This window comes from Arthrobacter sp. P4_F10 (genome assembly GCF_056401435.1).
On the sequence record NZ_JBFUJJ010000001.1, the window covers coordinates 119,322 to 141,624 of the forward strand.

20 protein-coding genes are annotated in these 22,303 nt (G+C 62.2%); 10 read left to right on the forward strand and 10 right to left on the reverse strand.

Annotated features, from left to right (window positions below):
* Window positions 1-5: 5 nt before the first annotated feature.
* Window positions 6-527, reverse strand: a complete 522-nt coding sequence (locus AC1DR1_RS00560) for a DUF6993 domain-containing protein (protein ID WP_476992000.1) — start codon at window positions 525-527, stop codon at window positions 6-8.
* Window positions 528-889: 362 nt separating this feature from the next.
* Here AC1DR1_RS00560 and AC1DR1_RS00565 point away from each other — a divergent pair, with 362 nt between their 5' ends.
* Window positions 890-1,936 (forward strand): phosphatase PAP2 family protein, encoded by a 1,047-nt coding sequence (locus tag AC1DR1_RS00565; RefSeq protein WP_476992001.1) that lies wholly within the window; start codon window positions 890-892, stop codon window positions 1,934-1,936.
* A 42-nt stretch (window positions 1,937-1,978) separates the two neighbouring features.
* On the opposite strand, the gene AC1DR1_RS00570 is transcribed toward AC1DR1_RS00565, so the two are convergent.
* From AC1DR1_RS00570 to AC1DR1_RS00580, 3 genes are all read right to left on the reverse strand, one after another.
* Complete coding sequence (locus AC1DR1_RS00570; protein ID WP_476992002.1) at window positions 1,979-2,395, reverse strand: hypothetical protein; 417 nt, start codon at window positions 2,393-2,395, stop codon at window positions 1,979-1,981.
* A gap of 310 nt (window positions 2,396-2,705) precedes the next feature.
* Entirely contained in the window at window positions 2,706-3,920 is a 1,215-nt protein-coding gene (locus AC1DR1_RS00575; protein ID WP_476992003.1) for an MFS transporter, read from the reverse strand.
* Window positions 3,921-3,956: 36 nt separating this feature from the next.
* Window positions 3,957-4,691 (reverse strand): GAF and ANTAR domain-containing protein, encoded by a 735-nt coding sequence (locus AC1DR1_RS00580; RefSeq protein ID WP_476992004.1) that lies wholly within the window; start codon window positions 4,689-4,691, stop codon window positions 3,957-3,959.
* 115 nt (window positions 4,692-4,806) lie between these two features.
* Here AC1DR1_RS00580 and AC1DR1_RS00585 point away from each other — a divergent pair, with 115 nt between their 5' ends.
* On the forward strand, window positions 4,807-5,103 hold the full coding sequence (locus tag AC1DR1_RS00585) for a PqqD family protein (RefSeq protein WP_476992005.1): 297 nt from the start codon (window positions 4,807-4,809) through the stop codon (window positions 5,101-5,103).
* Window positions 5,103-5,999, forward strand: coding sequence for a nucleotidyltransferase family protein (locus AC1DR1_RS00590; protein ID WP_476992006.1), 897 nt, complete (start codon window positions 5,103-5,105; stop codon window positions 5,997-5,999). Before AC1DR1_RS00585 ends, AC1DR1_RS00590 begins: the two co-directional genes overlap by 1 nt.
* Window positions 6,000-6,009: 10 nt before the next feature.
* Here AC1DR1_RS00590 and AC1DR1_RS00595 read toward each other — a convergent pair whose 3' ends face one another.
* Window positions 6,010-7,281 (reverse strand): MinD/ParA family ATP-binding protein, encoded by a 1,272-nt coding sequence (locus tag AC1DR1_RS00595; RefSeq protein ID WP_476992007.1) that lies wholly within the window; start codon window positions 7,279-7,281, stop codon window positions 6,010-6,012.
* Between the two features lie 560 nt (window positions 7,282-7,841).
* Window positions 7,842-8,657, reverse strand: a complete 816-nt coding sequence (locus AC1DR1_RS00600) for an MBL fold metallo-hydrolase (RefSeq protein ID WP_476992008.1) — start codon at window positions 8,655-8,657, stop codon at window positions 7,842-7,844.
* Between the two features lie 232 nt (window positions 8,658-8,889).
* Here AC1DR1_RS00600 and AC1DR1_RS00605 point away from each other — a divergent pair, with 232 nt between their 5' ends.
* Window positions 8,890-9,519, forward strand: coding sequence for a TMEM175 family protein (locus tag AC1DR1_RS00605; protein WP_476992009.1), 630 nt, complete (start codon window positions 8,890-8,892; stop codon window positions 9,517-9,519).
* Window positions 9,520-9,846: 327 nt separating this feature from the next.
* Here the strand turns inward: AC1DR1_RS00605 and AC1DR1_RS00610 are convergent, their stop codons facing one another.
* The 4 genes from AC1DR1_RS00610 to pdhA all read right to left on the reverse strand — a co-directional run bounded on the left by AC1DR1_RS00610 (window position 9,847) and on the right by pdhA (window position 14,856).
* Entirely contained in the window at window positions 9,847-10,758 is a 912-nt protein-coding gene (locus AC1DR1_RS00610) for a DUF6602 domain-containing protein (RefSeq protein WP_476992010.1), read from the reverse strand.
* A 221-nt stretch (window positions 10,759-10,979) separates the two neighbouring features.
* The gene (locus AC1DR1_RS00615; RefSeq protein ID WP_476992011.1) at window positions 10,980-12,524 is read right to left on the reverse strand and encodes a dihydrolipoamide acetyltransferase family protein; all 1,545 of its coding nucleotides are present in this window, start codon (window positions 12,522-12,524) and stop codon (window positions 10,980-10,982) included.
* Window positions 12,525-12,526: 2 nt separating this feature from the next.
* Complete coding sequence (locus AC1DR1_RS00620; protein WP_476992012.1) at window positions 12,527-13,639, reverse strand: alpha-ketoacid dehydrogenase subunit beta; 1,113 nt, start codon at window positions 13,637-13,639, stop codon at window positions 12,527-12,529.
* Window positions 13,636-14,856 carry a pyruvate dehydrogenase (acetyl-transferring) E1 component subunit alpha gene (gene pdhA / locus AC1DR1_RS00625; protein ID WP_476992013.1) on the reverse strand — a complete coding sequence of 407 codons (1,221 nt, stop codon included), beginning with the start codon at window positions 14,854-14,856 and terminating at the stop codon, window positions 13,636-13,638. Before pdhA ends, AC1DR1_RS00620 begins: the two co-directional genes overlap by 4 nt.
* A 159-nt stretch (window positions 14,857-15,015) precedes the next feature.
* On the opposite strand from pdhA, the gene AC1DR1_RS00630 reads away from it, so the two are divergent.
* The 6 genes from AC1DR1_RS00630 (at window position 15,016) to AC1DR1_RS00655 (ending at window position 21,985) form a co-directional block, all read left to right on the forward strand.
* Window positions 15,016-15,480, forward strand: coding sequence for an Lrp/AsnC family transcriptional regulator (locus AC1DR1_RS00630; protein WP_090952883.1), 465 nt, complete (start codon window positions 15,016-15,018; stop codon window positions 15,478-15,480).
* Window positions 15,481-15,792: 312 nt separating this feature from the next.
* A complete protein-coding gene (locus AC1DR1_RS00635) occupies window positions 15,793-17,298 on the forward strand; it encodes a tyrosine-protein kinase domain-containing protein (protein ID WP_476992014.1) in 1,506 nt (501 codons plus the stop codon).
* Between the two features lie 532 nt (window positions 17,299-17,830).
* Window positions 17,831-18,625 carry a glycosyltransferase gene (locus AC1DR1_RS00640; protein WP_476992015.1) on the forward strand — a complete coding sequence of 265 codons (795 nt, stop codon included), beginning with the start codon at window positions 17,831-17,833 and terminating at the stop codon, window positions 18,623-18,625.
* On the forward strand, window positions 18,609-19,676 hold the full coding sequence (locus tag AC1DR1_RS00645) for a glycosyltransferase (RefSeq protein ID WP_476992016.1): 1,068 nt from the start codon (window positions 18,609-18,611) through the stop codon (window positions 19,674-19,676). The genes AC1DR1_RS00640 and AC1DR1_RS00645 overlap by 17 nt, the downstream gene beginning before the upstream one ends.
* A 560-nt stretch (window positions 19,677-20,236) precedes the next feature.
* A complete protein-coding gene (locus tag AC1DR1_RS00650; protein WP_476992017.1) occupies window positions 20,237-20,746 on the forward strand; it encodes a glycosyltransferase in 510 nt (169 codons plus the stop codon).
* A gap of 36 nt (window positions 20,747-20,782) precedes the next feature.
* Window positions 20,783-21,985: a glycosyltransferase family protein gene (locus AC1DR1_RS00655; RefSeq protein WP_476992018.1), complete on the forward strand. Its 1,203-nt coding sequence runs from the start codon at window positions 20,783-20,785 to the stop codon at window positions 21,983-21,985.
* The last annotated feature ends 318 nt before the right edge of the window (window positions 21,986-22,303 follow it).

Genomic DNA, 22,303 nt, shown 5'->3' on the forward strand with positions numbered 1-22,303 from the left:
GGTGACTACCGCTGGACGCTGCCAATGAAGCATCGCCCGTTCGGAAGAACCGGCAAGACTGACGATTCCACAGTTCCGGACCGGAGCTGCGCCATCACACAGTCGGTACCGCTCAACACGCCAACCTCGACGGCGTCGGCTGCCAGTCCCGTGGGCGTGCGGGATGCTGAAACCTCCACCGCGGCCGGGGCAAAGCCGGCCGCGGAAAGGCTCTTGCGGATTTGCTCCCGGCTCGGCTGCGGCGATGACGCGAGCAGGGTCTGCAGGGCCGCTTCCACAGCACGGGGAACACCGGAGGCAGCAGCAGTTGCGGAACCGGACGGCGACGTCGCCGCCGTTGCCTGGGACGGGACAGCCGATACCTTCTCAGCCGATGCCGGCGCCTCGCTCACCGAGCCGGAGGACATGCTCGGAGAAGGGGCAGAGCACGCAGACATACCCATCAGCAGCGGCAAAACCGCCACAGCCAGCCCCACGTACCGGCGGCCGCGTGGGCGGCGGAGCTGGGAGGGGTCGCGGGAAGTCACCGGAACATCCTCCCATACCGGGTCTGCCTCCAAGCGACCGACGCGACCGCGGCCGCGGGCTGGGCACCGGCAAGGAGTTGTTCATCGGCCCCGGGCAGGGATGCGGCTGCGCGTCTCTGGGGTCCTTGATTGGGCCGGCGTCGACTGGGGGTGAGTTTCCTGGACCAGGAAACTCGTCTCAGCCGGCCCCGCTCAAGGAGCGTATTGCCGGGGACGTGCCGCGCCGGCACTGTCGACTCTATGAAGCCTATTCCTGCGCGGCACGAGTAGCGGGTACTCGGCTTCTTGTCCGGTCACTACTCCCCACGCCGCGCGCCGGGCCAATCAGGTGACGTGCAGGGTTCTGTGGGAGCCTTAATGGCATGACTTTTCGGCAGGAACGCACCCCATGGGACCCGTCTGCCCGAGTCCCTGAGGCGCAGATCCCGGAAACGCAGGTGCTAAAAACTCAGGCGCCACCCACCCGGGAGCCAAAGACGCAGGCCGGCAGAACGCGTGATCCGCAGGCGGAGTGGTCCCCTGGCAAGGGCACGGCCGCTTTGTTCGTGCTGGCCACGGTTGCCTGTGCCGCTGCGCTGGCCGCCACCTACTTCTTCTTTGTCCGCACCACCACGGGACAGTTCATCGACGAATCGGCGCTGGTTGAAGCCGTGGAGCTCAGCGGCACGGCGGGCAAAGCCGCGACAAAGCTCCTTGACTGGCTGCCGGCGCTCTCTGTGGTGATCGCGTCGATCGTGGTCGTTTTTGTCACCATCCTGCGGCGGCGCTGGGCCACGGCCGGGATTGCCGTCGCGGCCTGCGTGGGCGCCAACGTGGCCACGCAGATCCTCAAGGACCTCGTGCCCGTCCGGCCGTACCGCGGGGTCGAGACGCTGGAGCTGAACTCGCTGCCGTCCGGCCACACCACCATGGCCGCCTCGGCCGCGGCCGCCGTGTTCCTCATGGTCTCGCCGCGCTGGCGGCCGCTGGCAGGCTTCCTGGGCGGCAGCTTCGCCGTCGCCACCGGGGTGTCCACCCTGATCAACCAGTGGCACCGTCCGGCCGACGTCGTTGCGGCGTTCCTCGTGGTGGCCGTGTTTATGCTCCCGGCCGGCTGGCTGATCATCCGCAAGGGGGCGCGCTGGAACGTCTGGGACGGTTACGACGGGCACTGGGCCTCCGCCCGGCTGTGGCTGACGCTGCCGCTGCTGGCAGCACTCGCCGCCGCTGCTGTGGCCGCCTTTTCGCTGCTGATCGTCACCTCAGGCGCGGGCCAGGAAGGCAGCACCACCACCTACTTCTGGGCCGGGACCTCGCTGATCGTGATCGCCGGCTACCTCGCCACCGTGGCCGGCATTTGGCTGTTTGGTCATGCGGTACGACGCCGGCGCGTGCCCCCTGCGCCAGGAACGGTGGCGCGGCGCACGTAGGCCCGGGCGGCGCGCCCGGGCCTACGGGGGATCCTGGGATGGCTACCTGAGGCGTGCGCAGATGTCCACGGCTTTGCCCGCCCTGGCGTCCACGGATGTCACGTTATTGCCAACCGGGTTGTCAACGGTGAGCACCACCCGTCCGGTGTACTGGAAGGCCCCGGGACCTGTGGCGTCCGTCGAGAAGAAGATAAACCCGTTGTGGCCGGTGAGGGTGAGCGTATAGGACAGTCCGCCCGGGTTCTTGACATACCTGGCCACGGAACCGGACGTCTTCACCGTGTACGTCTTCCCGTTGCTCCCAGAACCGTTGAGGCCCTGGTTGGACCAGGTGAGGACGACTCCTGTGCCCACCCTGTAGAGGTTGCCGTTGCTGAAGTGGATTTCCTTGATCTCGCCGCCCGTGGCCGTAAGGCCAAGATCAAAGCCGACACACGATTCCGAGGCGGGAATGGTCACATCCGGCTCGGTGACTGCACTTGCGGGCGAAGCGGCCAGAAGCAGGGCTGCTGTTGCAGCCAGGGGCGCGAACAGCGGGACTGTTTTCCTAACATGTGTATCTCCTCATACTTTGCGTCGAAACGCATCACCCATCCGGGCGGAGACCATGCGCTGCAAAAAGATCACGGGCGAACCCTGACGGGGCGCTCGTGCCGCCCCACGCATGGCCGGTCTCGATGCACCGGCGCACAGGCCCGACCTTACTAAGTCCACTTAGCAATCACCCGAGTAGTCGCTACCTGCTTGTCGCTTTTTGCGTCGGCAGCGCTCAGTAGTTCCGGCGGTGTTTGAGCCGGGGAATGGTCACGGCGAAGACCGCGGCGGCTGCGAAGCCAATCACGCCGGTGGCGGCCACGCCCGCCCCGAGCGAGGCCACGGCGGTCACGCCGGAAAGCAGCACCGGGCCTCCGGTGGCCCCGGCGTCGGCCATGAACCGCCAGATGCCCAGGAACTGGCCGCGGCCGTTGTTGGGTGAGAAGTCGGCCCCCAGCGTCATGTTCAGGCCCGAACTGATGCCGTTGCCGAAGCCGATCAGGAGCGCCGCGAGCTGCAGGCCCGCGAAGCCGGTGCTGAGCGGGATCAGCAGCATCGCCGTGCCCATGATGAGGGTCGATGGAATGGCCACCCATTGCCGGCCCTTGCGGTCCATCAGCTTGCCGGCCGGATAAAAGACCAGCATGTCGATGGCGCCGGATAGCCCGTAGATCAGGGATGCCTGCGTGGCGTCCATCCCGAGGTGCTCGGCCCAGAGCGGGATCACCACCTGCCGGGACGCGCGCAGCGCGCTGAGCAGCAGCACCCCCAGGCCGACGGTCAGGAAAACCCCGGCGTGGGACACGGCGACGCTGCGCAGCGTCGCCTGCTGGACGGGGACGCCGTCGTCCGCTGCGGGCGTGGCCACGAGGTCCGGGATGGTCACCGACAGGAGGGCGGCCGCGGTCATGGCGACGACGCCTACCCAGTAGGCGCCGGTGATGCCGGCGAACTGCATCACGGCTGCGCCGATGAAGGGTCCGATGAAGATGCCGATCCGGTTGACGCCGCCGAGCGTGGAGAGGGCCCGTGCCCGGAGGATCACGGGCACGGCCTCGGTCAGGTACTTCTGCCGGGCCAGGCTGAAGACGCTCGCGGCCATGCCGACGACGACCATGGCCGCCGCGAGCAGCCAGAGGCCGTCAGGAACCAGCGGAGCTAGTGCCGCGGCGGCCAGGGCGACGGCGCTGGCCGCCGCGGCCCCGACGATGGCCCAGCGTTCGCCGAACTTCAGCGTGATGAGCGAGGCGGGGAGGTTGAAGAACCAGGAGCCCAGACCGATCAGGGTGACCACCAGCGCGGCGACGGCCACCGAGGCGCCGAGGTCACGGGCGGACAGTGCCACCACGGGCAGGATGGCGCCCTCGCCGATGCAGAACAGCAGGGCCGGGCCGAAGGCCGGGACGGCGATGCTGCGGAGGCTGAAGGGTGCGGTCTGTGTGGTGGTCATCCCCTTCATCCTAGGGCGGGCGGGGCGCCGGGGAGCTCAGGCGTCGAAGTGCGTGTGGACTTCCCCGCTGGTGAGATTCCGCAGGACTTCGGCAGCGACGTCGCGGAGCTTCTGGTTCCGGTTGCTGGACACCCTGGTCAGGATGCCCATGGCCTCGTCCTGGGAGCAGCGGTTCTGGGCCATGACGACGCCGCAGGCCAGGTCGATGGACGTGCGGTGCTCCATGGCGGCCTGCAGGTCCTCGGCCCGTGACTGCGCGGTGCCGATCCGGACGGCCAGGCGGAGGGACCGGCCGGCGAGGTCGGCAAAGCCGAAGGCCTCGGTGATGATTGCCTCGGTGAAAATACCGGTGTCAGAGCCGAAGAAGTTCAGGGCCGCGGCCGCGTCCTCGCCGATTTCCAGGGGTACGCCAAGAGTGCTGCGGCAGCCATGGGCCGCGAGCTGCCGCTGGTACTCCGGCCAGCGTTGATCGGTATCGACGTCGGCCAGCAGGACCACGGACTTGGTCCGCAGCGCCGCGATGCACGGGCCGTCCCCGAGGCTTTGCTCGATGCGGTCCAGGATGACGGCCCGGGGGCTGCTCCCCGCCACCGTCATGGTCCTCTTCCGGCGCTGCAGCGTCACGCCGCATTCGATCTCCGCGCCGGCGGCCTGGCTGAGTGTGGCGGCCGAGAATTCAGCGAGGCGGCCGAGGAAGTCCTCGACGTTCTCTGTTCCCATCAGGAGGTCCTGCAGTTGCAGGGCGGCTTCGTCCCCGGCGTTGTTGGTCATGCCTAAATCTAAGTCGGTCACCGGCGCGAAACAACTTGCCAGCTGCGCGGTAGCATGAAGCCTTGCGAAGGCCCGCGTGATGCTTTATGGCCTCTCTAGTGTCGGCGGAGGTCTCATGACAGAACAGGTATGGCGCGTCAGTTCCGATGTCGCCTGCGTCCAAAGTGCCGACGGCGATCGCGTCGCCGTCCTGCACTTCGAGCAACACGTGCCGTCCATCTTGGTTGGGACGGCCGCGTCCGTCTGGAACGCGCTGGACGGCGTCCGAACCGAGGCGGAACTCATCGAGTGCCTTGCCCGCGACTACGCCACCGAGGCAGGGGCCATCCACGGGGATGTGATGGGCCTGATCCGCACCCTGAGCAGCACCGGAACGATCACTTCGTCTCCTCGAGACGAAGGTGCCAGCTGATGGGCAGCGCAGAGACCCTGCACCAAGATGAAGCCGTCCTCCTGGCCACGGCCCTCGTGGACCACGTGGCAGCATCAGCCGGACTTCAGGTTTTGTTCATCAAGGGTCCCGCGGCAACCATGATGGGACTGCGCGGACATCACGTCTCGGCGGACGTGGACGCCCTGGTCCGCCCGGAAGACCTGAACGGAATCGTCGGCGCCTTGGGCGGCAGGGGCTGGCTCGAACGGCCATCCGGTGTGACAGTGGTTCGCCCGTACTCGCACTCCCGCACGCTGTATCACCCGCAGTGGAACTGCGATATCGACGTGCATGACAGGTTTCCCGGGATGGAGGCCTCACCCGGCAGTGCCTTCGACACGCTCTGGCGCGACAGGGACTACCTGGTCATGGCGGCCAGGCCCGTGCCAGTTCCTTCCATCCCTGCGGCGGTGATCTTTCAGGCGCTGCACAGCCTGCGCTCCATGGATAATCCCCGCCATCAACGCGAGTACTCAGGGCTGCTCCAGCGGGTGGACCCCAGCATGCACCAGGACATCGTGGATCTCAGCGACGAGCTACAGGCGACGGCGGCGCTGAAACCGCTCCTTGCCGATCTGGGCATTGGAGATCTGCCGGCCCTACAGGAAACTGTCAGCGAGGAGTGGCGCCACCGCACTTCCGCACAGGGCCCCGGAACGGCCTACCTGGTCTCATTCATCGAAAGCCCCTGGCGGGTCAAGCCTCTGGTGCTCGCCCGTGCGGTCTTCCCCCCACGGCAAACATTGCGGGAGCGCGACCTTCATCTGGACGACAGTTTCGTCGGGCTCCTCAGTGCCCACGTTGCACGCTGGCGCCGCGGGCTGGCCGGCCTTCCGGCAGCAGTCCGGAAGATCCGGGCATCCCGCCGCCGGTAGCAGTCCGCCCCTAGACGTACCCGTCCACAATGGCGGCGGCAATCTCCCGGTACGCGCGGCGCGTTTCCGGGCGCAGCACATCTAGGGTGACCAGGTCGCCGTCGGCCACTCCGCGGTCGTGCGGGACCGCGATCAGCTGGCGGCAGATGCCGGACAGGTGCTCCTCGATCGCATCCTTGTCCACCCGCGTGGAGACCTCGTCCTTGTCCGTGATGACCACGATCGCGTTACGGGCCAGGTCCTCGTAGCCGTGGCTGGCCAGCCAGTGCAGGGTGCTGCGGGCCCGTTTGGCGCCGCTGACGGCGTAGCCGGCCGCGATGATCAGGTTGTCCGCCGACTGCAGGATGCCGCTCATGGCATTGTGCGTCACGCCCGTGCCGCAGTCGATTAGCGCCACCGAGTAGTAGGCGGAGATGAGCTTGCGGATCCGCAGGTATTCCTCGGCCGTCAGGGAATCCGACACCTCGGGGTCCTGCTCACCGGCAATGAGGTGGAGCCTGCCGGCGTGGTGCATGTAGCGGGCCAATGCGGTGAGGGAATCGACAGACTCGATGTTCTTGAGCAGGTCCGTGATGGTCCGCGGGCTCTGCTTCTGGTAGATGCCCTCACCAAGGGCGCGCTCCACGAGGTCGCCGGAATCGGGGTTGGCGTCGATCGCGCACGGCGGATCGCCCCGGAACTCAGCCAGGGTCAGTCCGACGCCCACCGTGGTGGAGGTCTTGCCGATGCCGCCCTTGAGGCTCAGGACGGCCGTGTTGTAGCTGCCCTGGAGCTGACGGGAGATGCGCCGGGCGAGCTCGTCTTCTTCACGCTGCCGGGCGCTCGGGCCCAGGTTCAGCCCGCCCCCCGTCAGCTTGTAGAGGGCGCCGCGGAACCCGCCGACGGGCCGGGGTTTCTGCTCGCGGACGAAGAGGCCGGGGGAACTGATGAAGTCAGGCAGCGGGCCGTCGGCCAGGGCCGCTGTACGGCTGGCCGAGCGTGTGGAACGGGTCGGTTGGGCCGGCACGGCAGGGGCGGCCTCGGGGGCCGGCGGCTTCCGGACGGGATTCTGGGACGGTTTCGCGGGCTGGGTCTGCGCGGGAGCGTCGGCTGCAGCGGCGGCCTCGGCCCAGGAAGTGCTGGAGGCCGTCGGACGCTGTTCTGCCTGGCTGCTCGAAATAATGGGCATGGTTCCCGTCCAGGCATCGGAGCCGTCGGCGCGGCGGTCACGCCGGCGCCGGAGATCCGGCTGCTCTGCGTCCACAGTGTCGTTGGCAGTTTTGGTGTCCACCGGTTCGGACATGTTTGTTCCCCCCAGGGATCACAGCGCAGGCCCGCTGCGTTGCTTGTTTGAATTGGTCCAAACAGCAAGTCTAGGCGCAGGCACGGTGGTCAGCTGACGGGGGCCCGCAGACGTGGCGGGAAAGTGCACTTATTCAGCGGTGCAGGGCGAGCACAACAACGGCGATCGTTGCTGCCGCCAAGAGCACCAGGCCCATGTAAGCCCACCGTTTCGGCCGGCTGCGGTGGGGGTTGATGTCGATGTACGGCACTGTTATGACTCCTGGCGCTGAGGAACGGAGGCGGGCCTGTGTCTGCGGCGCCTGAGGCGAAGCAACCCGTAGAACACGGCGGAGAGAAACACGAGACTCCCCAGCAAAATGCACAGCACGAGGACGTAGCCGGGCAAAGTCACAGGTGAGACCTCCTGGGAGCAGCGACATCATTGACGCGGGCCCCTTGGATCCCCATCCTTGGGCAAGCTGGTCGCTGGGCGAGTGCGGGTCCACGGAAAGGGACCCCGAATGAGATTACTCACAGGCTACCGGCGTTGTCCATCCGGCGCGCCCTGAGCCCGCCGTCCTAGCGGTTGGCCTGCGTGTCCTGCAGGCGCTTGATGAACCAGCGCGACTGCTCGGGCCCGTACGGCAGGATCGGGATGGCCTTGGTTGCGTAGTCCGGGGTTTCGCGGGTGGCCTGGATGGCCTGCCGGACCGCAGTGGTCATGGTGTTGGCCATGGTCTTGACGAACTGATCGCTGCACGGTTCGCCGTGGCCGGGAATCAGGTATTCGTAGCGGTGCCGCAGCGCGGACAGGTGCCGGAGGGCGTCGGCCCAGTCTTCCGGGAATGAGTCCTCGAAGGAGGGGTGGGCACCCTGTTCCACGAGGTCGCCGGCGTAGAGGGTGCTTGCCGTGCCGACCAGGAGGTCGCCGTCGGTGTGCCCGCGGCCCAGATAAAACAAGGTGACGGTCTGTCCGCCAAGGTCCACCAGGACCGGCTGATCCTTTACGATCGCGTTCGGAACCACCAACTCAGCGTCGGCGCCCTGCCCTGCCGCCATCTCGGGCTCATCCGAGGCCACGAGCCGGCGCTGTTCGTCACCGTTCTCCTCGATTTCCGCGGCGCAGTTCTCGTGCGCCCAGAACTCCGTGACGCCGTCGTCGGCGAAGATGGCATTGCCGAAGAAGTGGTCGTAGTGGGCGTGCGTGTTGACTACCACCAGCGGCAGCCCGGTCTTTTCCCGCACGGCGGCCAGGATCTCGCGGCCCTGCCGGGGGCCGCCGCCGGTGTCGATCACCATGGCGCGCTCGGTGCCGACCACCAGGCCTGTGTTGAGCAGGGAACCTTGAGTTGTCAGTACGTAGTTGTCCGGACCGACCTCGAGCCATCGTGACATTGAATCTCCGTATTTCCGACGCTTTTTCGGCGTTGTTGGTGCGGTGTTGTTGGTGTTGTACAGGCCTCGATTCTACCCGTGCCGGCTGGCAATTCCCTTCAGGACGTGCCCGTCCGGCCCGGGCGGCGGGTGTGCCCGGAGGCCCCTCGTCTTGGCTCCCGCCGCGGTGTAGCCTGTGGGCTACTTCCGTCGATGAGCCAGTTGCTCCACCGAACGATTGGGGGTGGCTCCGTTGAATTCTGGCACTTCCGTGGAGCGGATGGTGTTCTTCAGCGATGCCGTCTTCGCCATCGCCCTGACCCTCCTGGCCTTGGACCTGAAACTGCCCGAGGGCATCCCCGCGGAGCAGCTGAACAGCGCCTTGGTTGAGGCCATTCCGCAGTTGCTGGCGTACGCCCTGTCCTTCGTCATCATCGCCAAGACCTGGATGTCCCATCACTCCGACTTTGCCCTCATCCGCCGCTTCAACGCGAACCTGGCCTGGCTGAATCTGGCCCTTTTGTTCTTCATTGCCATGCTGCCCGCTCCGACGTCGATCCTCAGCGACTACGGGGACGACCCCACACCATGGCCGAGCGTTCTGTACGCGGCCAACATTGCCGCGGTCTATCTGATGCTGGCGGCCATCTGGGGCTACGCGAAGCACGCCGGGCTCATGGACCGCGAGATGGCCGCCCACGTCCACCGCCGCATATTCTACGCGCGCGTGGCAGTGGCGCTGGTCTTCCTGCTCTCGATTCCAGCGGCGTTCGCCCTCAACTCCTACACCCCGTTTTTCTGGCTGCTGCTCCTGCCGGCGTCCTGGCTGGCGCGGTGGCTTTCCTCATGGGCGGAGAAGATCGCGGGGAGCGCACAGAAATGACCGCGCGGTCCCCGCCTTATCATCCGATATCCTGTCTCGTCCAGGTGAGCCTCAGTTCGGTGACCTTGCGGACCACGGGCTCCCGTTGACTACCCCGTTGCCAAGTGAACTTAATGCCACCTATGGCCCTGCCGCCGCTCCGATGAAAGATGCGTTCGCCAGCGTCTCCGCAACCGCTGCCACGGCGGCGAACACGCAGCGGTTCCTGACCAAGCTTTACCGGGGTGTCGAGGATGCGAGCGTGCTGCATATCGGCACATCCCTGCTTGATCTTCTCGATAATCCGCATGCCCGCAAGTACAGAGCTACCTCCTCAACCGCTTGGGTTCACATCACTCCTTGCCGCCAAGAGTCAAGACCATTACGCGAGAAAGGTTCGCCACGGCGGAGCCTGGCGTGCGCATCCTTAGTTAGCGCCTCGGATGGGTCCCACCCTCGGGACATGCCCTGACCTGTGATCTGCTCGTTCGTTACGACGAAGCTATTCGCCATGCCCTTCATGTCCTCATTTGCCCAGGACAGGTGCTCGTACAGCGCCGACAGAAATACGCTAAGCGTGTTGCCCGGGTCAGCTCTCACCTCAAAGTGAGTCGTTCGCAGACTCTCTGGAATCTCTCTGAAAGATTCGTCGTAGCTTGTGGACTTGGCCCACGTTCCAAGATCGGCTATGCAAACTAGGTCAAGGCATTCGGCGGGGTGGTTCGCATACTTTTTGTCATTGCTCACGATGGCGTTCAGCACATTTTCCGAAGGGGTCGACGCGTCCTTTTTCCACGGATGCGAAGCCGCGAGGATACCGAAAACGTACGGCTTCCACAGCTCCAAGCGGGCGCGACCTCTCGTCGGGATAAGCGCCCTCTGAAGGGCGGCGCTCTGTTGTGCGGCCTCCTCCAGTCCGGAAGCTCGGATGGTTAGCTTTGTCGAAAACGCCGCTGCCACGCCAGCGGCCAGGACGCGGGTCTTCTGCCGGAGCTTCCTGGGATAACCGGGGTGAAAGACTATGAGATCCGTTTCGAACGGCTGTATGTCCGCGTCCGCCGCGCCGACGATGTACTTGCGAGTCGCGACCTCATACTGCGGGGGCAGCCAATTCCTCAGAAACTCGTCCCATATCCCCTCGTTCTCGTGCCCGACCAACTGGGTGTTCTTTGAGTCAGCCGCCTTCTTGTATAGCCGCTCGTAATCACGCTGGATGTCTGCGCTGGCGTCCTCCAGCCACTGGTGATGTTCATGTCCCATGGCTCTATCTAACGGGACAGGCCGGTTTAGGCTGAAAAGGGCTCGATAAGACCAGTTAAGTGCCCCGGCCGGCTGTGACAGAACTCCCGCCCTGTCCGCATGACACAACGACCGACAGTTCGCAAGGGTGGCTTCAACCACCCGTTGCATCCAAGCAACCTTGGCTTCCCGTTCAGTCATCGGGAGGCTAGGTTGGATCGGTTCGGACGGCCCCGCCCACCTCACATGTCCGCGAGCACCGACCCCGGGTTCTCGATCGCGTCGGCCACGTAGCGCAGGAAACCGCCGGCCGCGCCGCCGTCGCACACCCGGTGGTCGAACGTGAGCGTCAGTTCGGTGACCTTGCGGACCGCGAGATCGCCGTTGACCACCCAGGGCTTGTCGATGATCCGCCCGACGCCGAGGATTCCAACCTCGGGATGGTTGATGATCGCGGCGGACCCGTCCACACCGAACACGCCGTAGTTGTTCAGCGTGAACGTGCCGCTGCCCAGCTCCGCCGGGGTCGCCTTGCCCTCGCGCACGACGGCGGTGAGGCGGCGGATCTCCGCGTCCAGTCCGCGGGCGCTGAGCTTGTCCGCGTTCCGCACCGACGGCACCATCAGTCCGCGGTCAGTCTGTGCCGCGAAACCGAGGTTGACGCCGTCGAAGGCCACGATCTCCTGCATGGCGCCGCCGGCCACGTCCTCGGTGGTCACGATCCTGGTGTTCAGCTCCGGGTACTTCTTCAGCCCCGCGACGACGAACCGGGCGATGAACGCCAGCAGGCCCGGCGTGTTGTGCGGGTCGGCCTTCTTCAGCGCGGCCCGCATCTCCACGAGCGCGGTGGCGTCCACGTCCACCCACACCGTGGCTTCCGGGATCTCGGAGCGGCTGCGCGTCATGTTCGCCGCGACCGCCTTGCGCACTCCGCGGACCGCTGTGCGTCCGGAAATGCCCAGCCCGGTGCGTGCGTCGGTGCCGGTCGCCGAGGCTGGCGCGGCCGGCTCCGGGGCCGGGCGCTCAACCACCGGTGCCGGCTTGATGACGGCCTCGACATCGCGCCGCATGATGAGCCCGCTGGCCCCCGACCCTTGGAGTTCCCCCAAATCAACCCCATGATCGCGCGCCATCCGGCGAACCAGCGGAGAAATAACCGCCCCCAGTTTCCCGGGCACCCGGGTCCGCAGCAGCACGAGGTCATCGGCAGCCTTCTCAGCAGCAGACACCCCGCTGACAGACTCAGCCATTGCGGCGCGCTTAGGAGCCCGAGTCCGCCGGGCAACCCCATGCCCGCCGGGAGTGCCGTAACCGATCAGGACATTCCCGGAMCCAGCTTTTTCTTCTTCACGGTAAGTCTCAGCGGCAACAGCGGAAGCGGACGGTGAGCCGGCAGCGACACCAGCCGGCACGGATGGTGCCGCCCCGGGAGTGGCATCGGGCCTTCCGGAGCCGGCAGYATCGTCCGCAGGACGAATGCTGTCCGGCGAAGGGGCGGCGGCGGCATTGCCTGCGGCGGCGCCACCCGAAGGAGCAGCAGCCCCAACCGGCATCACCGAGATCAGCGGCTTGCCGACGTCGAGCGTCTGGCCGGGCTCGCCGTGCAGCACGGCCACGGTGCCGGCGTACGGGGAGGGCACTTCCACCATGGACTTGGCGGTCTCCACCTCGGCGATCGGCTGGTCGACGCGGATCTCGTCGCCCACGGCCACGAGCCAGTTCACCAGCTCGGCTTCGGTGAGGCCTTCGCCCAAGTCCGGGAGGAGGAATACTTTCGGTTCGCTCATGGTCAGTCTTCCCACTGGAGGTCGTCTACGGCGTCGAGGATGCGGTCCACGCCGGGCAGGTAGTAGTGCTCGAGCTTCGGCGCCGGGTAGGGGACGTCGAAGCCGGTGACGCGGCGGATCGGTGCGGCCAGGTGGTGGAAGCAGCGTTCCTGGACCCGGGCGACGATTTCCGAGGCGACGGACGCGAAGCCGTGGGCCTCGGCGATCACCACGGCGCGGCCGGTCTTGCGGACCGAGGCGCAGACGGTCTCGTCGTCGAAGGGGACGATCGAGCGGACGTCGATCACTTCCAGCGAGCGGCCTTCCTCGGCGGCGGCGGCCGCGGCGGCGAGCGCCGTCGGGACGGACGGTCCGTAGGCGATCAGCGTGGCGTCGGTGCCGGGACGGGCGACGGCGGCCCTGCCCTCGGAGGAGGTGCCGCGCTCGGTGTTCGCGGTGTGCTCGGCGCGCAGCGCGTCCAGGTCCACCTGGTCCTTGGACCAGTACAGCTTTTTGGGCTCCATGAACATGACGGGGTCGTCGGAGTCAATGGCTTCGCGGAGCATCCGGTAGCCGTCGGCCACGGTGGCGGGGGTGAAGACCTTCAGGCCGGCGGTGTGCGCGTAGTAGGCCTCGGAGGAGTCGCAGTGGTGCTCCACTCCCCCGATGCCGCCGGCGTACGGGACCCGGATGACCATGGGCAGCTTCACGGCGCCCTTGGTGCGGTTGTGCATCTTGGCGACGTGGCTGACGATCTGTTCGAAGGCCGGGTACGCGAACGCGTCGAACTGCATCTCGATGACCGGGCGCATGCCGTTCATGGCCATGCCCACGGCCATCCCCACGATCCCGGATTCGGCCAGCGGAGTGTCGAAGCAGCGGCTGGTGCCGAAGGTCTTGGTGAGCCCGTCCGTGATGCGGAAGACGCCACCGAGCATGCCGACATCCTCGCCGAAGACCAGGACCGAGGGGTCCGCGTGCATGGCGTCGGCCATCGCGGTATTGAGGGCCTTGGCCAGCGTGATGGTCTGCGGGCCGGTCATCTCTGCGGTGGCTGCAGCCTTGGCGGCCGCGCGGGCGGTCGCGGCGCTGACGTTGCCGTTCGCCTCGGAGGACGTGGTGATGGTGGGGCTCATTTGCCGGCCTCCGTTGCGGATGCGGCGTCGCGGGCCAGTTCGTCGGCGAGCATGGCTGACTGTTCCTTCAGCTGTGGGGTGGGGGTGGAGAAGACGTACTTGAAGAGGTCCTGCGGTTCCACCGGGACCTCTTCGCTGAGGCCTTCGCGCAGCTGCGTGGCCACTGCTTCTGCCTTGTCGGCGATCCTGGCGGCACGGTCATCGTCCAGCAGGCCGCGGTCCGTCAGGTATGTCTGCATCCGGCTCAGCGGGTCCTTGGCCACCCATTCGGCGACTTCGCTGTCCTGCCGGTAGCGGGTGGCGTCGTCGGCGTTGGTGTGCGCCTGCATCCGGTAGGTGTGCGCCTCCACGAGCAGCGGGCCGGAACCTTCCCGGGCGAGCTTGACGGCCCGGCCCAGGACGGCGAGCAGGGCCACGACGTCGTTGCCGTCCACGCGTTCGCCGGCCATGCCGTAGCCCACGGCCTTGTGGGCGAGCGAGGGCGCCACGGACTGGTGCGCGAGCGGCACGGAGATTGCGTACTGGTTGTTCTGGACGAAGAAGACCACGGGCAGGTGGAAGACGGCGGCGAAGTTCAGGGCCTCGTGGAAGTCGCCTTCGCTTGTGGCGCCGTCGCCGCACATGGCCAGGACCACGGTGTCCTCACCGCGCAGCTTGGCGGCGTGGGCAACGCCGACGCCGTGCAGCAGCTGGGTGGTCAGCGGGGTGCACTGGATGCCGACCTTGCTCTTGGCGGGGTCGTAGCCGCCGTGCCAGTCGCCGCGGAAGAGCGTCATCGTCTGGACTGGGTCCACGCCGCGGGCCATCACGGCCACGGAGTCGCGGTAGGTGGGGAACAGCCAGTCACCCTCGGCAAGGCACAGTGCGGCGGCAACCTGGCACGCCTCCTGGCCGTGGCTGGAGGGGTAGACGGCCATGCGGCCCTGCCGGACCAGCGCGGAGTTCTGGTCATTGACACGGCGGCCGACGACGAGCTGCTCGTAGGCGGCAAGCAGTTCGGCCTCGCTGGGCAGGCTGTATTCGTGCCCGGGCTGGGTGCCCTGTTCCGTGTGGGGATTCAGGGTGCCGTCGGGGCCGACCATCTGGATCTGGTGACGGGCCGGAAGCATGTAGTCCTCAACCGTGATGCCGAACTTGCTCACGGCGTCACTGGCTGGATTTTGCTGCGCGGCCTGCTGCGCATGTTGCTGCGCAGCGTGGTCTGCGGAGATCGTCATTGGTCCGTCCTTCTGTAGCCACTAATCTTTCCCAGTATGGCGCCAGCCGCTATTTCGTATCCACCTCCACGGCAAATCGTGGAGAAGTCCACAAATTTGCCCTATTCTGGAAGACAAATCGTAAGTGTGAGCTGGATTACCGGCGGGAGTTGTAGACGAATGGCAGAGCTTGAGGCGGATCAGGCGGCGGTGCCGCTGGACGATGTGGACCGGAACATCATTGCGGAGCTGACCCGGGACGGCCGGATGTCCGTGACCCAGGTAGCCGAGAACGTCCATATTTCCCGCGCCCACGCCTACACCCGGATTGCCCGGCTCACCGGCGAAGGCGTCCTGACCAAGTTCACCGCCCTGGTGGATCCCATCAAGGCCGGCCTGAAGTCCTCGGCCTACGTCACGCTGAAGGTGCGCCAGCATTCCTGGCGCGAGCTGCGGGAACTCCTGCGCGCCATCCCCGAGGTGCATCACATCGCGCTGGTGGGCGGGGACTTCGATGTCATCCTCCTGGTGCGCGCTGTGGACAACATTGACCTGCGCCGGGTGATCTTCGACCAGCTGCAGTCCATGCCGGGAGTGCTTGATACCCAAACGTTTCTGGTGTTTGAGGATGTTGATACGCGGTAGTAGGCGGATGTCGACCAGTCCACCACGGACTAATGCTTGAACTGGACACCTATCAACAAATGAGGATCTCGCCCATCCAAAATTCAGCCGCAACTATCAAACATTCCCCGTCAGCACGGGGTTGTTACTAGAGGGCCAAGAGACTCACCTGCTTTCAGGCTACATGGCGGCGGCCATACGACTGGGCCAGCGGCTAGGCTGTCGCGTAAAATCCACATCGCCAGCAACGGGTACAATTGACGAAACGCGCGAAGCAGCCGTATTGGGGGTAGGCAACGAACGGCCCCCTGAATCAACCGGGGGGACCCAGACTTGGATCTAAGCGACTACGTGCGCATCCTAAGGCGCAGCTGGATATTGATTGTCGCGGCCGCTCTCCTTGGCGTACTCGGCGGCGGCTTGACCTCCGTGATTGTAAAGCCAACCTACATTGCTGAGACTCAGCTGTTCGTGGCAATACAAAATTCAGGCTCGGTTACTGAATTGCAACAGGGGAACACCTTCAGCCAGGCTCGCATTCAGTCTTACGTGAAGACGGTGACGACTCCAGCTGTACTACAACCCGCAATCAATAGCTTGGGTCTGGAGACGACAGCCGATTCCCTTGCATCTCGCGTAAGGGCTAGCACCGATCTTAACACTGTGCTAATAACCATTGCAGTTTCAGAGGCATCTCCCGTCCAAGCAGCCGCCACGGCTCAAGCCGTGGCGGACAGCCTTATTGAGACAATAGAGAATTTGGAGAAGCCTAAGACTGGAGGCTCCTCTCCGGTGAGCCTGTCCGTAGTGACACCCGCGGTGCCTCCCGCATCTCCCTCCTCGCCGAACACAAGACTCAACCTGGTTCTGGGCTTACTGCTTGGGCTTGGGCTGGGCATCGGTATCGCGGTGCTTCGTGCTGCACTTGACAATAGAATACGCGGCGAGGCAGATCTGCGAACCGTTACTCAGATCCCCGTGCTTGGAGGCATTTCCTTCGACCCCGATGCCACCAAGCAACCCCTACTGACGCAGACCTCTCCGCAGGGCCCCCGAGCAGAATCGTTCCGCCAACTCCGAACCAATCTACAGTTCGCGAACGTCGCAAATCATGCCCGGACTATCTTGGTAACATCCTCTTTGCCGGGTGAGGGAAAGAGCACGACCGCGACAAATCTGGCTATATCCATAGCTCAGTCGGGGCTGTCGGTTTGCCTAATAGACGCGGATCTTCGGCGGCCGATGATAAACGACTATCTAGGTCTGGAAAGAAATGCTGGACTCACGACGGCACTAGTTGGCGAAAGTCCCTTCGAGAATCTCCTGCAGCAGTGGGGAGACGACCACCTTTTCGTCCTCACTTCGGGTCAGATCCCGCCAAACCCCAGCGAACTGCTCGGTTCAACCGAGATGCAGACGTTGCTCAAAGATCTGCAGCTCAGCTTCGACATGGTAATTGTCGRCGCCCCTCCACTGCTCCCTGTCACCGACGCAACAGTTCTCTCCCAGCACGTTGACGGAGTAGTGCTGGTGGTAGGCACGCACACTATCCGCAAACAAGAATTGAACCGATCATTGTCCGCACTTGATATGGTCGAGGCAAGGTTGCTCGGCGTCGTGCTAAATCGAGTACCGGCGAAGGGTGCCGATTCGTATTCGTACTCCTACGCATCCTATGAGTCCCACAGCAGTGCGACAGGAAAAGGCCGAAGCGGCTGGTCTCGTCGCGATACTGCAGCAGTGCCGATGGAAACTAAAATCGAGTCTTACGAAGAAATGAACAGTAATGAATCGACCCGAGAAACAAGGTTTCCGGCCGATCGCATCCCGAACTTCTAGTTAAACTAACATTCTCGTTGAAGCGAACTAGTAGCGCTAAGGCTAGAGCTAGGGCTTCAATTCCTCCAGCTCGCGTGACCAGTCCTTCTCAAATCATTAACGCTTATCTCCGGATGTAGAATGATCGATGTCATCCTCAAACCGGATTAATTCTACAGGAGTCGATGTGGCCGGATTAATAGTCCATGAGTGGATTGAACCTTCGGGCGGAGCTGAGAAAGTTCTGGACGCAATGCTTGACTCATTCCCCTTGGCGGATGTCCACTGTCTATGGAACGACAACCCTGGCAAGCACCCAAACCGTGTAATTTCCGAGTCGTTCCTAGCTCGAACCCACCTCCGCAGGAGGAAAGCTCTTGCCGTTCCGGTGATGCCGTCAATTTGGAGGAACCTAAAATTCTCGGATGACTATGAGTGGACTCTTGCTAGCTCTCACTTGTTTGCGCACCATGCGAGATTAAAAGTATCCAACCCTCCTTACAGGAGATACGTCTACGCCCATACTCCGGCCCGCTATCTGTGGGCTCCGGAATTGGACGCTCGCGGCGCCGGCCTGTTTCCGAGAATGGGAGCCGCTCTTCTAAAGCCAATAGATAAGAGGGCCGCACATCAAAACACCTCAATAGCGGCAAACAGCCTCTTCGTCCGCGAACGCATTGCATCAACTTGGGAGGTGGACGCGCAAGTCATCTATCCTCCGGTCGATGTGACACGGGTCCAGTCGATTCAATCCTGGGCCGATGTCCTGTCGGGTCCCGAGCAAGAACAGCTTGATTTATTGCCAAGTGAATTCTTATTGGGTGCTTCGCGCTTCGTGCCGTACAAGCGTTTGGACTTAGTAATCGAGATAGGATCGCAGGCTGGCATTCCTGTGGTAATCGCCGGTAGCGGACCAGAAGAACAGAGACTAAGAGAACTGGCTAAGGAATCGCCAGTTCCCGTCTGGTTCGTCATYGACCCTTCTGACGAAATGCTGTTTGCCCTTTACCAGCGGACGTTGGTCTACGTATTTCCGTCGGTAGAAGACTTCGGAATAATGCCAGTCGAGGCAATGGCAGCGGGTGCACCCGTTTTGGTCAATGYAACAGGGGGGGCTGCAGAGTCGGTTGTGGATGGAATTACCGGATTTCACCTGGCAGATTTCTCTCGTGCATCAATCCGTTCCGTGCTGGAGAAAATTCATTCACTGAAAAAAGAAGATATTATGCATCGCGCGCGGGAGTTTTCTCGTGAACGATTCATCACCGAACTTCACGATTGGATAGTTCCGTCCAGCAAGCCGAACGCTCTGCAAACTACAGAGGGTTCACTTGCCTACCAAGCCTAAGAAGAAGATCCAGATTCTCGAAGTTGGGGGCCGTGGCGGCGTATTCCAGCACAGTTTGGCCGTGTGCATCGCTCTTGCTGAAGCAGGGCACGAAGTTACGTTGCACACGGCCACGGATCCCGAAATAGAAGATGACCGCGTCATTCTTTGCCACTGCTTCACTTGGCGCCGCGACCAAGCCCACTTCAGAGGTGCAGCTATTGCCCTCAGCTTCCTATTCGCGACCGTACCTCACTTGCTGCGTCAGCATGGAATCTTTTGGGTGCAAGGCCTCTTCAAGTCGCCCCTCACCTTTCTACTGCTCGCGGTTCTGCGCCTTCTCCACCGCCCGGCACTTTTCAGTCCTCATAATTTATTTCCTCGATATGGCGGAAGGCTCGAACTCTTACTCGTAGGAGGCTGTTTTCGCCTCGCCAAACGAGTGATCACTTATAACGTAGAAGATGCTGCGAAACTCGCTAGCATGGGCATAGATCAGTCTCGTGTGACTCTCATGATGTACACGCCGATTGTCACAGAACCCGTCATTTCTCAGTGGCGCGAAAAGATTAATCAAATCGGCGCGGGAGTATGTGCAGTAGGTCAAATTCGTGCGGACAAGAACCTGCCTATGCTCGTCGAAGCGGCTGCCGAGGCGAATGTCCCCCTTTTGATCATGGGCCCCGATACTGGATCGGCGAAAGATGTGGAAGCCTGCATTGCCAATCATCCTGGGTCCTCCATAGCTTTCTATGAAGGGTTCTTCCCACTCGAAGACCTTGCAGCAGTCATTGCTATTACCGGCACGGTTGCGTTGCCGTACAGCATAGCCAGCCAATCTGGGGTTGCAGTGTTGGCTAAGGCCTACGGAGCCAAGGTAATCGCGTATGGGGTCGGTGGGTTGAAGGAACAAGCAGACATCAGTCTGAATACGTTATCGCGTCTGGACTGGGCTCATGCGCTCAAGCGCCACGCTAAGCACGATCCAAATCGCACAGTTCCGATGCCCCTGCTCTGCACCCCCCAGGAGCTACAACAACTAGAAGCCCTTTTTTCCGGAGTAAAACAGTGAAGTCAGCCCTTGTGTTTTGCATCTCGCCTAAAGTAAGTGGCGGAGAGTTGTACACTGTTCAACTCGTCCACGCTCTCAAAAACTCGGGCTGGAAGGTGGCAATAGTTGGCAGCCATAATTCTCCGCTCGAATCAACATGCGCTGGATACGACATACGGTTTATACCGACAAAAATCGGACCCAAGCTCGGTAAGCGATCAGTGATCTCTGTGCTTCTGAGATGGAAAAGAAACAGACGTCGGTTGCTGAGCTTGATTGAAGCCGAATCACCCAGCCTAGTCCTTTTCCAATACAAGTTGGAGCAGATGCTGTGGGCCGGGACTCCTACTGGTCGAACAGTGGTCATACTGGAACATGGACCTGTTCCCAGCGTAATCGCTCAGGTTCCCTTCTTTCGTCGTCGGTATCAGTCCGCGTTGTCTGCAGCTCATGTGAGGTATGCGGCCTCAAAACCGGCGTCGGATGCCATCGCCTCTTGGGGTCATACGTCCTCAGAACTGCAGGCCGGCGTCGATATGCATCGATCCGCCGCAGCGGTACAAAGCTCCGAAGAAACTCGCATGGACCTGGAGGATACTTTGCCAGGATGCAAGAAAATAGGATTCTATGCCGGACGCATTACGGAGGAAAAGGGAATAATTCAGGCCGCCGAAATCATTTCGGCGTTACCTGATGTCGGATTAGTCATTGCCGGAATCGGCCCATCCTTCGAACGTCTCGCGGAATTAGCAGCAAAACATTCGAATATTGTTTTACTTGGTCAGATCGAGAATCCAGCAAAATACGCTGCCGCTGCCGACTTTGGAATTCTATTAACTAGCGATTCCGGCGAGGGACGCCCCTTGTTCGCGCTGGAGTGCGCGTCAGTAGGTGTGCCATTGATTGCGAATGCCCGTTCCGAGGCCATTAGTAGTCTAATTTTAGAGCTGGGGACACTCGCAATTGTTCCCGTTCGTCCCGAGAACCCGAAGGAGATTGTTGATGCTGTGTACGGTGTCAAGAAATTTAGACCTTTGGATCTCAATTGGAAAAGGGCGACCGATTCGCTCACTGGCTCTCTTCGCTCCTAGCCAATCCTCGCAGAATTAGATATTCCAAGTGGCAGAATGCAGGTCAAAATTATGGGTGTCAAAAGCAAATCTAAAGCTTTCAGTTTGGAAACTGAGACTTCTCCGAGCATTGTGATTCTCTCAACTGCTGACTTCAATAGTCCCGTCTGGACTAATAAACAGCACTTAGCCGCAGGTTTAGCTGGGGCCGGCTTTCAAGTCTACTATGTAGAGTCCCTCGGTTTGCGACGTCCTACTTTTTCTCGAAAAGACCTGGCAAGAATATTCGCCCGAGTCGAAACGCTGCTACGTGGGAACAAACCGAGAGCTAATTCGACTGTCTTACCTGAAAATCTGCATATTATTTCGCCCCGAGTTCTACCATTTCATGGCTCACCACTCATCCGGTGGATAAACAGACTGCTAGTCAGACAAACCGTCAGCAGTCGTATCCCAAAACCAAAAGACTATGTGCTTTGGACATTTTCACCGCTCACATACAATCTCGAAGAGCAATGTCGGGCCGTTGTTTATCATTCGGTTGACTTGCTGCATACAATTCCCGGCGTTCCGAGCCGGGCCTTGCTAGTCGCTGAGCGCGAGCTCATCAAAAGGTCAGACAGGGTCATTTCGAGTAGTACGGGAGTTGCAAGTCACCTAGGCAATATGGGAGGCGAGAACGTTGATCTTTGGGAAAACGTCGCATCTACTGAACTGTTCGCTGCGGCAATCACAAAGAGAATTCCTCGTGCCATATTTGCTGGTAATCTGACTCCAACCAAAATTGATTTTGGGTTGCTGAGAGGCGTTGCCAATGCGGGTGYTTCAGTTGCAATTGCCGGCCCAATTGGCATCGATGGTTCAGCCCAGGAGAAGGAACTTGAGGAGTTCTTGAAAACTCCAGGTGTGGACTATCTCGGCAATCTTTCCCTTACTGATCTCGCGAGGGAAATCGGTCGATCGCAAGTTGGACTCATTCCTTACCTAACCAATGATTACACTCGGGGCGTCTTCCCGATGAAGGTTTTTGAATACTTGTCTGGCGGACTAAGTGTTATTTCAACTGACATCGAAAGCTTAGAAGGGACATCAGTTCCGGGGCTCAATGTCGTAGATTCGCGGCGATTTGTCGGGTCGGTGACCGCTGCCCTGGAGGTCTTCGACGAGATTTCGGCACAGGACCGTTCAAATTTTGCCAGCTCGAAATCTTGGGAAAGCCGCATCAAACAGGCGGCAAATCTTCTAGACAGCTTGAACTAAAATGGTGACTTACAATCAAGCACCCGCGCGTAGCTCACATAGTTCTGAAACCAAGAACAAGACGAGCCCGAAAGGTCTTTCGTTATTGTTCATGTTCAGTCTTGTCGTACTTACAATGTGTGCTATTGCTGGAACGGTGCTGCAGGAATCTTCGTTCACCGCCACGGCCCCTGTCTTCGCTTGGCTAGTAAACCTCAGTGTGACCAGCTCTATTGCTGTCGCCTCGTGGTACGAGAATATCGGCGCACAGAAGTTGGGCGCTATCCCGCCGCGAATGGGCTCCGCAATATTTGCACCGCTGGTGCTTATGGCTGTCAC